Here is a 13,478-nt window from a genome sequence, read left to right on the forward strand (position 1 = left end):
CGCTTCGGCGGCGGGTGCTATCGTGCGGACGGTCGGGTGCGCGCGGCATGCTCGTTCAGCCAGCGCGGGACTTCGGCGGCGGGCATGGGGCGGGCGAAGAGGTAGCCCTGCGCGTGGCGGCAGCCGAGCATGCGCAGGATCTCGGCCTCCTCCTCCTTCTCGACGCCCTCCACCACGATGTCGATGGAGAGGGCGTGGCCGATGCCGATGAGGGCGGAAATGAGCGCCTGGTTCTCGCGGCTGGTGGCGATCCCCGAAACGAAGCTGCGGTCGATCTTCAGCCGGTCGATATGCAGGCTGACGAGATAGGCGAGGGAGGAATGGCCCATGCCGAAATCGTCGACGGCGAGGCGGAAGCCGGCGGCTTCCAGCCGGGCGAGCTCGGCGCCGGCGGCCTGCGTGTCGAGCGTCGCCTCCTCGGTGATCTCGATCTCCATCAGGCTGGGGGAAACCTCGTGTTCCTTTGCGATGCCGGTCAGGAGGCGCGAGAGCGTGTCGCCGGAGAATTCGCGCGGCGAGACGTTCACCGCGACGGCCGCCTCCGGCAGGCCGAGCCGGGGCAGGGTGCGCAGGAATTCCGCGGCGCGGGTGGCGACATAGCCAGTGAGCGCCGTCGAGATGTGCAGGGCCTGGGCGGCACGGACGATATCGGGCGGGGCGACGGCGCCGAGCTCGGGATGCGTCCAGCGCAGCAGCGCCTCGAAGCCGGTGACGGCGCCGGTGGCAAGCTCCACCTGCGGCTGGAAGACGACCTGCAACTGGCGTTGCTCGATGGCCTCGGTCAATGTCGCCTCGATGAGGCGCTGGTGCTCGATCCGGGCCTTCAGCACCGGGTTGAACAGGCCGAGGCGGCGGCGCCCGCCTTCCTTGGCGGCATAGAGGGCGATGTCGGCGCTGGCGAAGAGGTCGTCGGCCGTGTCGCCGTGCTGCGGATAGAGGGCGAGGCCCGCGCTGGCGCCGACGGTGACGGGGCGCTCGCCGATGAGGATGGGATCGCCGGCGAGGCGCACGATGCCGTCGCCGATGGCGCGTCCGCGCGCTTCCGCCTTCTCGCCCTCGACGATGACGGCGAACTCGTCGCCGCCGAGGCGCACGACGAGGTCGGTCGGCCCGGTCAGGCTGACGAGGCGGCTGGCGATCTCGACCAGCACCGAATCGCCCGCGCCGTGCCCCATCGTGTCGTTGATCGCCTTGAAGCGATCGAGGTCGATGGCGAGCAGCGCGAGCGTATCGGCGGGCAGGCCGCTCGCCAGAAGGTTGCGCAGGCGCTCGTTGAAGAGGGTGCGGTTGCCGAGGCCGGTCAGCGGGTCGCGGTTCGCCAGCGATGCGAGCTGGTGGTAGGACTGGCGGATCTCCGCATTGGCGTCGGACAGCGAGGCGGCGAGCGCCACCGCCTTCAGCCGGTCCATCTGGCTGCGGATGAAGCTCGCCTCGCTGAACTGGCTGGCGCGCAGCATCATCACGGCGAGCAGCAGCGCGTCGGCGGCGATGACGTAGGCTTCCGTCGTGCCGGCGAAGAGCAGTGAGGCGAAGGCCGCGGCGAGCGGCGGGCCGGCGAAGAGAAGAGCGGTGCGGGCATAGGCGGTGCTCTGCATCAGCGAACCGGCGCAAATGCCGCAGATGATGAAGATCAGATAGGGATTGAGCCCGTTCGCGCCGTGGGCGGCGCCGATGAAGGGCGGCAGGCTCCAGGCAAGGCCGCTCCCGAGCGCGCCGAAGGAGAGTACGCCGAGCGCGCGTTCCGGCCGCTCGACGGCGCAGTTCATCCGCCGGACGATGCGCACGGCGACATAGCGCGCAAGGTTGATGGCCAGCACGGCGGCGAGCCAGAGGAGGATGCCGAAGGCTGGCCCGTCGAGCCAGAGCACGGCGGCGGTGGTGGCGGCGATGAAGCTGTTGGCGTTAAGCGACAGCACGATGCCGTCCAGCACGGACAGGGCCTGCGCGGAAAGAATCTGTCGTCTCGTCGTTTCGTCCGCCGGCATCAGCCGGACTGCATCGGTCATTCTCTGTCCCCGCCCAGAAGCGCGTGCCGCCTTTTTCGCGGTCTGCGCAGAGGGTGGGGCGGGGGGCATAAGATAGTCTTAACGGGGGATCGCGAGAATCCATGACGTCCGGCTTGACGTGGCCGTCGGCTGAGCTATGCCATCGGCATATTCCCTTCCTTTCAGGATTCGCCGATGCCCTTCAGCCTCAACCCCGCGGCCGTGTGGCCGATCGTGCTGCTCTGCCTCTCCAACGTCTTCATGACCTTCGCCTGGTACGGGCACCTCAAGTTCAAGTCGGCGCCACTCTTCGTCGCGGTGCTGGCGAGCTGGGGCATCGCTTTCTTCGAATACTGCCTCGCTGTGCCGGCCAACCGCATCGGCCACGAGGTCTATTCGGCCGCGCAGCTCAAGACGATCCAGGAAGTGATCACGCTCCTGGTCTTCGCCGGCTTCTCGGTGTTCTGGCTGAAGGAAAGCCTGACCTGGAACCATGCGGTCGGCTTCATGCTGATCGCCGCCGGCGCTGCCTTCGTCTTCAAGGGCTGAGCGGCTTACTCAAGCATGTCGAAGGCGCGGAAGATCCAGCTGAGCTGGTAGAGGATGCCGAGGCTGACGAAGGTGGTGTGGTAGCGGCGGCTCGCCGTCCACGCCGCCAGAAGGCACAGCACGATGAAGACGGCGTTGCGTGCCGGATATTCGTAGCCGAAGGAGCCGAAATAGGCCTTTCCCTTCAACGCCGTGTCCAGGAGATCCACCGCGAAGACGAGCGCGAAGGCGCCGAAGAACCATTTGCGCCGCGAATAGAAATAGTCCTCATAGCCGGCATAGTCGTCGAGCGTGGTCGGGAACAGGAAGACGGCGAGCAGGAAGAACAGGCAGCAATAGCTGATCAGGAAGAGATAGACGCCGAAGCCGATGGTCGCCAGCGCCTGCAGGCGGAACTCCCACCACCAGAAATGCAGAAGGAACAGCAGCAGGAAGCCCGCCCAGGCCAGATGGACCGGATAGGCCTTCACCTTGCCGGGGTGCTGGACGAAGAGCGCAACGCCGGTGAGGATGCGCGCCACGCTGAGGCTGACCACCATGCCGATGACGACGCGAACATGGCCGAAGAGCGCGGGATCGTGCTGGACATGCTCCATGGCGCCCTCCATCTTCTATTCGACGGGTACGGGGGTCGGGTGACCCTGCTGGTCGAGCGCGACCATGACGAAGGTGGCGCCCGTCACCTTTTCCAGCGTCGTGGTGAGATAGCGCTGCGCCCAGGCCTCCACTGCCAGCGTGATCGAGGTTCTGCCGACGCGGGCGATGTCGGTATAGATGCTGAGCGTGTCGCCGATCTTCACCGGCAGTTCGAAGGCCATTTCCTTGACGGCGGCGGTGACGACACGGCCGCGCGCCCGCTCGGCGGCACGGATGCCCGAGGCAAGGTCCATCTGCGCCATGACCCAGCCGCCGAAGATGTCGCCTGCGGCATTGGCATCGCCCGGCATGGCGAGCGTGCGAAGGGTGAGCTGTCCGTTCGGCATTTTCGTATCGGTCATGCGGGGCCTCTCCAACTTTCCTTCAGGTCTAGCCGAATGCGGGCCATGGAGAAAGGGGGAAGGGCAGGCGCATTTTCGAGTATTTTCAACCTCTAAAAATTGACGATTGCAATTTTAGATCATTTTAAAGGGTTTCCCGCAGCTTCGTCGACAAGGCGTATTGCGCCTGCCGAAGTCGAGGAGAGCCCGGTGAAGAATTACAGAATATCCACGCGCCTGTCGTTGCTTGTGGGCCTTGCCCTGACCATCTTCGCCGTCGCGCTCGTCTACAGCCTCTACCATTACCAGGAGGCGATGGTCGCCGAGCGCAAGTCGAAGCTCGCGGCGATGGACGAGAGCATGCTGACGCTCTTCAAGCATTACCACGAGCTGGAGGTTGCCGGCACGCTGACCCGCGAGGAGGCGCAGACTCGGGCAAAGGACGCCGTGCGGGCGCTGCGCTACGAGGACAGCGGCTATTTCTGGATCAACGACATGAATGCCGTGATCGTCATGCACCCGATCAAGCCGGCACTCGACGGCACCGACCAGTCGGGCATGGCCGACCCGACGGGCAAGCACATCTTCACCGAATTCGTGAAGGCCGTGAAGGCGAGCCCGACCGGGCAGGATTTCGTCGATTACTACTGGCCGAAGCCGGGCTTCGAGGAGCCGGTGCTGAAATATTCGCATGTCGCGGGCTTCGCGCCCTGGGGCTGGGTCGTCGGCACGGGCGTCTATGCGGACGACCTCGCCGCCCTGTTCCGCCGCAACGCCCTCGGCATGGCGGTGATCCTCGCCGCCGGCGGCCTCGTCATCATCCTTGCCGCCTATGCTATAGTGAAGAGCGTAACCGGCCCCATCGTGCGCCTCAAGGCGACCATGCAGGCCATCGCCGAGGAGGACGTTTCCGGCGCGGTGCCGGAGACCGACCGCAAGGACGAGATCGGCGAGATGGCGAAGGTGGTCTCGATCCTGCGCCAGTCGGTCGCCGAGCGGGCGGAGCTGCGTGTCCGTGAGGGCGAGCAGCAGGCCCGCCTCGATGCCGAGCGCTCGGACGGCGAGCGCCGCCAGCGCGCCGTCAGCCAGAGCCAGTCGGATGCCATGCAGACCGTCGGCGAGGCGCTGGAACGGCTGGCGGGCGGCGACCTGACGGTCTCCATCTCTGCGATCGCGCCGGAATATGCCAAGCTGCGCGACGATTTCAACAGCGCGGTGGACGCGCTTTCCGGCGTCGTCCATGCCATCGCCCGGTCCACCGACATCGTGCATGGCAGCGCATCGGGCATTGCCGAGGCGGCCAACAACCTATCGCATCGCACCGAGCAGCAGGCGGCCTCGCTCGAGGAGACTGCCGCGGCGCTCGACGAGATCACGGCGACGGTGCGCAACGCCTCCGACCGCGCGGCGGAGGCGAGCCGCATGGTGGTCGAGACCAAGCAGTCGGCCGGCCGGTCGGGCGCCATCGTGCGCGACGCCGTCACCGCCATGAGCCGCATCGAGGATGCCTCCAACCGCATCGGTCAGATCATCGGCGTGATCGATGAGATCGCCTTCCAGACCAACCTCCTCGCGCTCAATGCCGGCGTCGAGGCGGCGCGGGCGGGCGAGGCGGGGCGGGGCTTCGCGGTCGTGGCGCAGGAGGTGCGCGAGCTTGCCCAGCGTTCGGCCAATGCCGCCAAGGAGATCAAGGGGCTGATCGGCAATTCGGCCGCGGAAGTCGGCAACGGCGTGGCGCTGGTGCGCTCGACTGGCGATGCGCTCACCGAGATCGAGACCCTCGTCAACCGGGTGAACGATCAGGTGACCTCTATCGCCACCTCCGCCCGCGAGCAGGCGACGGGCCTTGCCGAGGTGAACACGGCGGTCAACCAGATGGACCAGATGACGCAGCAGAACGCCGCCATGGTCGAGGAGACCAATGCCGCCGGCCAGACGCTGACCCGCGAAAGCGAGCAGCTGAAAGCGCTGCTCGGGAATTTCCGGCTGGATGCAGCCGGAGCGGCGGACCACCGCCGCCGCGCGGCATAATCAGAAGACCATCTCCGGAATGCCTTGCCCCGGCGCCCCCGCGCCGGGGTTTTTCGTTTCCGCCGGGAACGCTTCGTTTACCCTGTTGCGACAAAATCCCAAGGGAAAGCAGGCATGTCGGCCTGCCGTCCGGCTTTCAGGCCCGTCTCGTCCGAATGCGGACAAAAGCGGCCTGCACCATCGCCGGACAGGACTGTGTGCAACCGGGACTCCGCAACGGGCGGAGGCGGGCGCCGGGCGGATGTGACCATGGGTATTGCGTTTGTTTCTCGTCTTCGAAGGCCGCTCGGGCTCCTGTTGATCCCGGCGATGCTGGCTGCCTGTTCCGGCGGCATGACGCCGCCTGACGATATCGACGGCGCGGGCGTCAGCGCGGTCACGCCTGTCATGGATATGGGCGATACGGGCGGCGAGCCGGTCGAGACCGCGATGGCCGTGCCGGTGCGGCAGAAGAAGCGCCTGCCGATGATCGACAGCGACGAGGCGATGGGCGTCACGCAGCCGGTGCAGGCCTCTTCCGGCGCGCTCACCGTTCCCGAAGGCGGCGTCAACATGGACGAGGGGCTCGGCGTCGGGCGCGTCGAGGGGCTGGCCGAGGCGCAGGCGAACGAGATTGCCGAGGGCAATGCCAGCCAGGTCGTGGTCGACGGTGTCGGCACGGATATGCCGCGGCAGGTCGGTGAGCCGGCGTCGATCCCGATGTCGGACGGGGGCGCGGAACTCGGCGGCGAAGGCGACGGATATCTTCGCGTGCCGGACAAGGCGGCGACGCGCCGGCGGCAGGCGAGCGATGGCGAGCAGGTCGCCTTCCTGCCGCGGATGAGCAACCCGATGCAGATGCCCGAAGCGATGGGCGGCATGCCGGCCTCCGAACGGGCCTGTCGGCAGCGGCTGCAGAAGCTCGGCGTGAAATTCCGCGACGTGCCGCGCATCTCCCGCGGCCGCTCCTGCGGCATCGAGTGGCCGGTGGAGCTTTCCGGCCTTTCCGGCGGCATCCAGATCAAGCCGGCGGCGCAGGTCAACTGCCAGATCACCGAGGCCTTCGCGCGCTGGGTGAAACAGGAACTCGTGCCCTCGACGCGGATGCGCTACCTCTCCGGCGTCTCGGCCATCCACCAGATGTCGTCCTATTCCTGCCGCACCATGAATTCGCAGCGCGGCGCGGCGATGTCGGAGCACGCCAAGGGCAATGCCATCGACGTCGGCAAGATCGTGCTGACCTCCGGCAAGGCCATCGCCATCGAGAAGAAGGGCTTCTTCGCTTTCCGCGAGAAGGGGCTTCTGAAATCGGTGCGTGGCGACAGCTGCAAGTATTTCTCGACCGTGCTCGGCCCCGGCAGCGACCGCTTCCACAAGGACCATTTCCACTTCGACCTTCGCGCGCGCAAATCGGGCTACCGGCATTGCAGCCTGTGAGCGTGATGGCGGACGGGCTGAAACAGGCGAGGGCGGCGTGCGATGTGTTGCGCGACGTGCTCGGCGACGCCCTCCTGGCCGTCTACCTCCATGGTTCGGCGGTTTCCGGTGGATTGCGGCCGCAAAGCGATGTCGATCTGATCGCCGTCATCGAGCGGCGCATGACAGATGGGGAGCGGCGGACGCTTCTTGCGGCGCTGCTTGTCCTGTCGGGTCCGCACCCGGCCCCGCCGGGCGGACCCCGATGCCTTGAGGTGATGATTTTCGTGAAGGCGGATCTCGCAAGGCCGGCCTTTCCGGCGCGGGTCGAATTCCTCTACGGCGAATGGCTGCGCGATGCATTCGAGACCGGGGTTCTTCCCGGACCGTCAAGCGATGCGGAGAATACGCTGGTGCTGGCGCAGGCGCGCCGGGAGGCGATGGCGCTCCTCGGGCCGGATGCGCGGACGCATCTGCCGGAAATCCCGGCGAAACACGTGCGCCGGGCGATGCGCGAGGCGCTCCCCGCGCTTCTGGCGAGCCTTGAGGGCGATGAGCGCAATGTGCTGCTGACCCTTGCCCGGATGTGGCGGACCGCGGCCCTCGGTGATTTCGTCGCCAAGGACGTGGCTGCCGTCTGGGCCGCGCCGATGATGGCCGCGGGCGAAGCTGAGACGCTGCTCCTTGCGCGGGACGGCTATACCGGCAAGGCGAAGGACGTCTGGCTGGACCGGCGAGAGGCTGCCCGTCGCGCGGCGGATGCCATGTCCATGGAGATATCCGCGCTGCTGGAGCCGGATTGAAGGCAAAAAAAGACCGGCGGGACGCCGGTCGAAAGGGTGGCAGGCACGCGGAGGGGCGGCTGCCCGGAACTGTCACATTCCACCACCCGCGCCGGGGCGTCCGGCGAGGATGCATGCGGGCTTCCGTAAGGAAGCGGGCGGATGGGGCCGCCGGAGGCTCCCGCAGGGTATGGGAGCAAGGCCGCTGCGCAGGCAGGGGAACGATGGGGTGAGCGGGGGTGCAAACCGTTCCCTTCGGCCTCGATGAGAGCTTCCCTGAAATCGGTCACGGTTTGATGACAGGCGCTGTCCCGTCGCATGAAGATTTTGCGAGAGCCGGGCGGGGCGAATTTTTTCCGCGGCACGGGTGAAAATTGATGAGGAACACGCCATATAGGGTGTCCTTCCGCATGAATTTCCTCTTTCCGGACCCTCCCATGGCGCCCATCGTTTCCATTCGCAACCTTACCAAGAGCTATGCTTCGGGGTTCCAGGCGCTGAAGGGCGTCGATCTCGACATCGAGGAGGGCGAGATTCTCGCGCTGCTCGGGCCGAACGGCGCCGGCAAGACCACGATGATCTCGATCATCTGCGGTATCGTCACGCCGAGTGGCGGCAGCGTGACCGTCGCGGGCCACGACATCCTGCGCGACTATCGCGAGACGCGCTCCATCATCGGCCTCGTGCCGCAGGAGCTGACGCTCGACGCCTTCGAGACGGTGTGGAACACGGTGGCCTTCTCGCGCGGCCTGCACGGGCGCAAGCCGGATCCGGCGCTGATCGAGCGTATCCTCAAGGACCTTTCGCTTTTCGACAAGAAGGACACGATGCTGCGTCACCTTTCCGGCGGCATGCGGCGGCGCGTGCTGATCGCCAAGGCGCTCTCCTACGAGCCGAAGGTGCTGTTCCTCGACGAGCCGACGGCGGGCGTGGACGTGTCGCTGCGCAAGGACATGTGGCAGCTCGTCGAGCGCCTGCGCGCCGCCGGCGTCACGATCATCCTGACGACGCACTATATCGAGGAGGCCGAGGAGATCGCCGACCGCATCGGCGTCATCAACCACGGGCAGATCCTGCTGGTGGAGGACAAGAAGGCGCTGATGGCCAAGCTCGGGCGCAAGCAGATGACCGTCGAGCTTGCCGAGCCGATCGCCGCAGTTCCTGACGCGCTGTCGGCCTACGGGCTGACGCTTGCGGGCGAGGGCGCGCGCCTCGTCTACGAATTCGATTCCACCGGCGAGCGCACCGGCATCTCCTCGCTGATCACCGCCCTCTCGCAATGCGGCCTGCGGGTGAAGGATATTTCCACCGAGCAGAGCTCGCTGGAGGACATTTTCGTGGAACTGGTGGGAGCCGGCGCATGAACTTCGAAGCCATCAGGTCCATCTACGCATTCGAGATGGCGCGCACGCGCCGCACGCTGTTGCAGAGCGTCGTGTCGCCGGTCATCACCACCTCGCTCTATTTCATCGTCTTCGGCGCGGCCATCGGCTCGCGCATGCAGGAGGTGGGGGGCGTTTCCTACGGCGCCTTCATCGCGCCCGGCCTCATCATGCTGACGCTGCTCAACCAGTGTATCGGCAACGGCTCCTTCGGCATCTATTTCCCGAAATTCACCGGCACGATCTACGAGATCCTGTCCTCGCCGATCTCGATGATCGAGATCGTCATCGGCTATGTCGGGGCGGCGGCGACCAAGGGGCTGATCGTCGGCACGATCATCCTCATAACAGCCTCGCTCTTCGTCGACATATCGATCAAGCATCCCTTCATGATGGTGCTGTTCTTCGTGCTGACGGCGGTGAGCTTCTCGCTGTTCGGCTTCATGATCGGCATATGGGCGAAGGACTTCGAGCAGCTCAACCTCTTCCCGATGCTGATCGTCCCGCCGCTCGTCTTCCTCGGCGGCAGCTTCTATTCCATCGAGATGCTGCCGCCCTTCTGGCAGACCGTCAGCCACTTCAATCCGATGCTCTATCTCGTCTCCGGCTTCCGCTGGAGCTTTTACGAGATCGCCGACGTCAATCCGATTGTCAGCCTCGTGATCGTGCTCGGCTTCCTCGTCGCGTGCCTGTCGATCACGGCCTGGATCTTCAAGACCGGATACAAGCTGAAGAACTGAGACCGCCCCATTTCCTTGCGGTCCCGGCCGCGCTAGTCTCGACATCGTGGGCACCGTCCTGCTGACCCAAACATCAACGCGCGTACCTTTCGCCGGCACCGTCCGGTACGGTTTCGCGCCGTTGCAAACGGAGGTTCTGCGATGAACGACATCGCCGATCACGGTGTCCGGTTTGGACGGATTGCGGCCATGCTGCCGGTCAGGGACATGGACAAGGCCCATGACTTCTACACGCGCGTTCTCGGTTTCACGAAAGTCTTCGAGAACGGAAATCCCGTCGGCTTCATGATCCTGAAGCGCGATGCGGGGGAGCTGCACCTCACCCTGCAGCCCTCGCACGAGGCGGCGAATTTCAACGTCGCCCATCTGATGGTGGACGATGCCGATGCGCTGCATGCCCTGTGCCAGCGCCACGGCCTGAGGATCATCAAGCGCCTTCAGGACAAGGACTATGGCCTCAGGGCCTTCGTGTTCGAAGACCCGGACGGCAACCGCATCGATGTGGGGCAGCCGATCTGAGGCGAATGAACGGGGCGGCATGGTCCGCCCCGTTTTCGCCTGTCGCGAAATGTCAGTCCTTCAGCCGCAGTTCGTCGCGGGTGATCTCGATGGAGCCGAGGGTTTCGAGGAAGCTCATGCCGAGGAGGCTCTGGTCGAGCCGGCCCTGTTCGGTGACCATGCCGCGGATCGTGCCGCGCAGGATGGGGCCGATGGCGATCTGGCGCAGCGTCACGGGCGCGGCGAGCGCCCGGCCGTTGGCGGTGGAGACGTCGATGGAGAAGACGAGGTTGTCCGGGTTGATGCCGAGGCGCATGGCGTCCTCGTAGGAGAGTACCACCGAGCTTGCGCCGGTATCGACCAGCATGCGCATGGGAATGCCGTCGATGCTCACATCCGCCTCGAAATGGCCGGAGACGCCCTTGTGGATGACGAGGATCTGCTCGCCCTCGGCATTCGTCGTCACCACGGCGCGGCCGGGGATGAGGCCGGCGGTCAGCCGGTTGCCGACCTCCTGCAGGTCGAAGCGATAGAGATAGCCCGTCGCCAGCGCCATGATGATCACCAGCCAGATCGCCGCCTGCCGCAGGCTTTCGCCCCATTGCCGGCGGCCTGCCAGAATGCCGGCGGCGAGCATCGCGCCGATGGCGGAGAGCGAGACGAGCCGGCCGAAATCGTCGTTGGCAAGGCCGAGCGTGCGACCGCCGTCATGGTTGAGGATGAGGAGCGCAAGGCCCCCGGCGAGGATGGCGAGAAGGATATAGAGCCTCATGCGCTGCGCTCCGTCATCGGGGCCTGCCGGGGCATCGCGGCGAGCCGGGCCGGCAATGTCGCCATCAGGCTTCGGCGCTCGTCGGATGTGTAGCGCGTCCAGGCGCCGATCTCCTCGCGCGTGCGCCCGCAGCCGAGGCAATAGCCGGTCTCCGTATCGATCGAACAGACGAGGATGCAGGGCGATTCCATCGCGGCTCCGGGCTTCGTTGCGTTTCGGTTCTATATCGGCGGCTCAGAGCGCCAGGGCAAGGGCGAAGAGCACTGACATTTCCGCGAGCTGCTGGGTCGCGCCGATCGTGTCGCCGGTGTGTCCGCCGATCTTGCGGCCGGCGATGCGGTTGAAGACCAGCACGGCGGCGACGGCGGCGGCGAGCGCGAGGACGAGCGCGAGGACCGTGCCGTGCGGCAGGAGGAGGAGCGCGGCGATCGCGATGCCGCTTGCCAGCGCGAAGATTGTGGCGCTGCCGTCCGGTTCGCCGACGGAGGCGGCGACGCCGTCGCGGCGGGCGGGCGGCAGCAGCGACCAGTGCCAGACCATGGCGGTGCGGCTGGCGGCGGCGACCGCAAGCAGCACCATGCCGAGGCCGGAGGGCGTGAGCACCGTCGCAAGCGCGGCGATGGCGGCGGCGCGCAGGCCGAAGGAGAGGATGAGCGCCACGGCGCCGTAGGAGCCGACGCGGCTGTCCTTCATGATCGCCAGCGCGTTGTCGCGATCCCGCCCGCCGCCGATGCCGTCGGCGCTGTCGGAAAGCCCGTCCTCATGCAGCGCACCGGTGACGAGCACCTGCAATGCGAGGGCGGCGAAGGCCAGCAGCGCGGGCGGGGCATGGATAGCCGAAAGTACGGCGGCAAGGGCCGCCGCCGGCAGGGTGATCAGTACGCCGGCCAGCGGGAAGGCGCGCACGGCCTGCGACAGGCGGCCGTCATGCCCGGTGAAATGGCGCTGCGGCACCGGCACGCGCGAGAGGAAGGCGACCGAGCGTGCCGTGTCGTCGATGAAGTCGTGGATGGCCAAGGCGAGCGCTCCTTCCTGGGAGCGACGGCGAAGTCGGCGATTGTCCCTCATCCCCTGCCTCTTTCGCCCCGCAGGCGGGGAGAAAGAGGCAGAACGGCGCGCCCATCGTTCCTCGCCCCGTTCACGGGGAGAGGATGCCGGCAGGCAGGGTGAGGGGCCTTTCGCGCGGCTGTGCCTTCGCATCCGGTTGCCCTGTGACGAAAGGGCGGCGCAGACCGCCGCAATTGCGGTTGTCGGATTCGCGCCCTCGCTCTATTAGGAGACACCAAACACCCGCCTTTGAAAGCCTGAAGCGAGGAATTCCCCAAGATGAGTGCCAGCGGCCTGCCGTTCGATGATTTTCGTGAATTGCTGCGTAACCTGCCCGGTCCGGATTCGGCGGCGCTGGTCGCGGCGCGAGAACGCGATTCGCAGCTCACGAAGCCGCCGGGCGCGCTCGGCCGGCTGGAGGAGATCGCCTACTGGCTTGCCGCCTGGACCGGCCGTCCGCCCGCCGTCACGCGTCCGCTCGTCGCCATCTTCGCCGGCAATCACGGCGTCACCAAACAGGGCATCACGCCCTATCCGTCCACCGTCACGGCGCAGATGGTGGAGAATTTCGCGGCCGGCGGCGCGGCGATCAACCAGATCTGCGTGACGCACGATCTCGGCCTCAAGGTCTTCGACCTCGCGCTCGACTATCCTACTGCCGACATCACCGAGGAAGCCGCGCTCTCCGAGCGCGACTGCGCCGCCACCATGGCCTTCGGCATGGAGGCCGTTGCCGGCGGCACGGACCTCCTGTGCATCGGCGAGATGGGCATCGGCAACACGACGATCGCGGCAGCCATCAACCTCGCGCTCTACGGCGGCACGGCGGAAGAATGGGTTGGCCCCGGCGCGGGTTCGGAGGGCGAACTGCTCCAGCGCAAGATCGCGGTGGTGAAGAGGGCGGTGGAGCTGCACCGCGCGCATCTTTCTGATCCGCTCGAAGTGCTGCGTCGCCTCGGCGGGCGCGAGATCGCGGCGATGGCCGGCGCGATCCTCGCCGCGCGCATGCAGAAGATCCCCGTCATCATCGACGGCTATGTCGCGACGGCGGCGGGCGCAATCCTGCGCGCCGCCAATCCCTCGGCGCTCGACCATTGCCTGATCGGCCACGTCTCGGGCGAGCCGGGGCACATGAAGGCCATCGAGAAGCTCGGCAAGACGCCGCTGCTGGCGCTCGGCATGCGGCTTGGCGAGGGCACCGGCGCGGCGCTTGCTGCCGGCATCGTCAAGGCGGCCGCGGCCTGCCATTCCGGCATGGCGACCTTCGTTCAGGCGGGCGTCAGCAACCGTTCGTAGCGCATCGTCGGCAAAAAGCCCCAA

14 protein-coding genes are annotated in these 13,478 nt (G+C 66.6%); 8 read left to right on the forward strand and 6 right to left on the reverse strand.

Features of this window, described 5'->3' with window-relative positions:
- Positions 1-17: 17 nt before the first annotated feature.
- Positions 18-2,006 (reverse strand): putative bifunctional diguanylate cyclase/phosphodiesterase, encoded by a 1,989-nt coding sequence (locus DSD28_RS09530; protein ID WP_162911329.1) that lies wholly within the window; start codon positions 2,004-2,006, stop codon positions 18-20.
- A 174-nt stretch (positions 2,007-2,180) separates the two neighbouring features.
- Here DSD28_RS09530 and DSD28_RS09535 point away from each other — a divergent pair, with 174 nt between their 5' ends.
- A complete protein-coding gene (locus DSD28_RS09535) occupies positions 2,181-2,534 on the forward strand; it encodes a DMT family protein (protein ID WP_119256150.1) in 354 nt (117 codons plus the stop codon).
- Positions 2,535-2,539: 5 nt separating this feature from the next.
- Here DSD28_RS09535 and DSD28_RS09540 read toward each other — a convergent pair whose 3' ends face one another.
- On the reverse strand, positions 2,540-3,130 hold the full coding sequence (locus DSD28_RS09540) for a hypothetical protein (protein WP_119256394.1): 591 nt from the start codon (positions 3,128-3,130) through the stop codon (positions 2,540-2,542).
- Between the two features lie 15 nt (positions 3,131-3,145).
- Positions 3,146-3,532 (reverse strand): acyl-CoA thioesterase, encoded by a 387-nt coding sequence (locus tag DSD28_RS09545; protein WP_119256151.1) that lies wholly within the window; start codon positions 3,530-3,532, stop codon positions 3,146-3,148.
- Positions 3,533-3,721: 189 nt separating this feature from the next.
- On the opposite strand from DSD28_RS09545, the gene DSD28_RS09550 reads away from it, so the two are divergent.
- The 6 genes from DSD28_RS09550 (at position 3,722) to DSD28_RS09575 (ending at position 10,360) form a co-directional block, all read left to right on the forward strand.
- Positions 3,722-5,542, forward strand: coding sequence for a methyl-accepting chemotaxis protein (locus tag DSD28_RS09550; protein WP_119256152.1), 1,821 nt, complete (start codon positions 3,722-3,724; stop codon positions 5,540-5,542).
- A gap of 249 nt (positions 5,543-5,791) precedes the next feature.
- Positions 5,792-6,958, forward strand: a complete 1,167-nt coding sequence (locus DSD28_RS09555) for an extensin-like domain-containing protein (RefSeq protein ID WP_119256153.1) — start codon at positions 5,792-5,794, stop codon at positions 6,956-6,958.
- 5 nt (positions 6,959-6,963) lie between these two features.
- Positions 6,964-7,740 carry an aminoglycoside adenylyltransferase domain-containing protein gene (locus DSD28_RS09560; protein WP_119256154.1) on the forward strand — a complete coding sequence of 259 codons (777 nt, stop codon included), beginning with the start codon at positions 6,964-6,966 and terminating at the stop codon, positions 7,738-7,740.
- A gap of 416 nt (positions 7,741-8,156) precedes the next feature.
- Positions 8,157-9,083 (forward strand): ABC transporter ATP-binding protein, encoded by a 927-nt coding sequence (locus DSD28_RS09565; RefSeq protein ID WP_119256395.1) that lies wholly within the window; start codon positions 8,157-8,159, stop codon positions 9,081-9,083.
- On the forward strand, positions 9,080-9,841 hold the full coding sequence (locus DSD28_RS09570) for an ABC transporter permease (RefSeq protein WP_119256155.1): 762 nt from the start codon (positions 9,080-9,082) through the stop codon (positions 9,839-9,841). The genes DSD28_RS09565 and DSD28_RS09570 overlap by 4 nt, the downstream gene beginning before the upstream one ends.
- A gap of 141 nt (positions 9,842-9,982) precedes the next feature.
- Positions 9,983-10,360: a VOC family protein gene (locus tag DSD28_RS09575; RefSeq protein ID WP_119256156.1), complete on the forward strand. Its 378-nt coding sequence runs from the start codon at positions 9,983-9,985 to the stop codon at positions 10,358-10,360.
- A gap of 52 nt (positions 10,361-10,412) precedes the next feature.
- On the opposite strand, the gene DSD28_RS09580 is transcribed toward DSD28_RS09575, so the two are convergent.
- Genes DSD28_RS09580 through DSD28_RS09590 form a run of 3 tightly spaced genes read right to left on the reverse strand, consistent with a single transcriptional unit; the run spans position 10,413 to position 12,179 of the window.
- Positions 10,413-11,111 carry a retropepsin-like aspartic protease family protein gene (locus tag DSD28_RS09580; RefSeq protein WP_119256157.1) on the reverse strand — a complete coding sequence of 233 codons (699 nt, stop codon included), beginning with the start codon at positions 11,109-11,111 and terminating at the stop codon, positions 10,413-10,415.
- The gene (locus DSD28_RS09585) at positions 11,108-11,302 is read right to left on the reverse strand and encodes a DUF1289 domain-containing protein (RefSeq protein ID WP_119256158.1); all 195 of its coding nucleotides are present in this window, start codon (positions 11,300-11,302) and stop codon (positions 11,108-11,110) included. The genes DSD28_RS09580 and DSD28_RS09585 overlap by 4 nt, the downstream gene beginning before the upstream one ends.
- 43 nt (positions 11,303-11,345) lie before the next feature.
- Positions 11,346-12,179 (reverse strand): adenosylcobinamide-GDP ribazoletransferase, encoded by an 834-nt coding sequence (locus DSD28_RS09590; RefSeq protein WP_119256159.1) that lies wholly within the window; start codon positions 12,177-12,179, stop codon positions 11,346-11,348.
- Positions 12,180-12,437: 258 nt separating this feature from the next.
- On the opposite strand from DSD28_RS09590, the gene cobT reads away from it, so the two are divergent.
- A complete protein-coding gene (cobT, locus tag DSD28_RS09595; protein ID WP_119256160.1) occupies positions 12,438-13,454 on the forward strand; it encodes a nicotinate-nucleotide--dimethylbenzimidazole phosphoribosyltransferase in 1,017 nt (338 codons plus the stop codon).
- The last annotated feature ends 24 nt before the right edge of the window (positions 13,455-13,478 follow it).

It is taken from the genome of Shinella zoogloeoides (assembly GCF_003574625.1).
Lineage (GTDB): Bacteria > Pseudomonadota > Alphaproteobacteria > Rhizobiales > Rhizobiaceae > Shinella > Shinella zoogloeoides_A.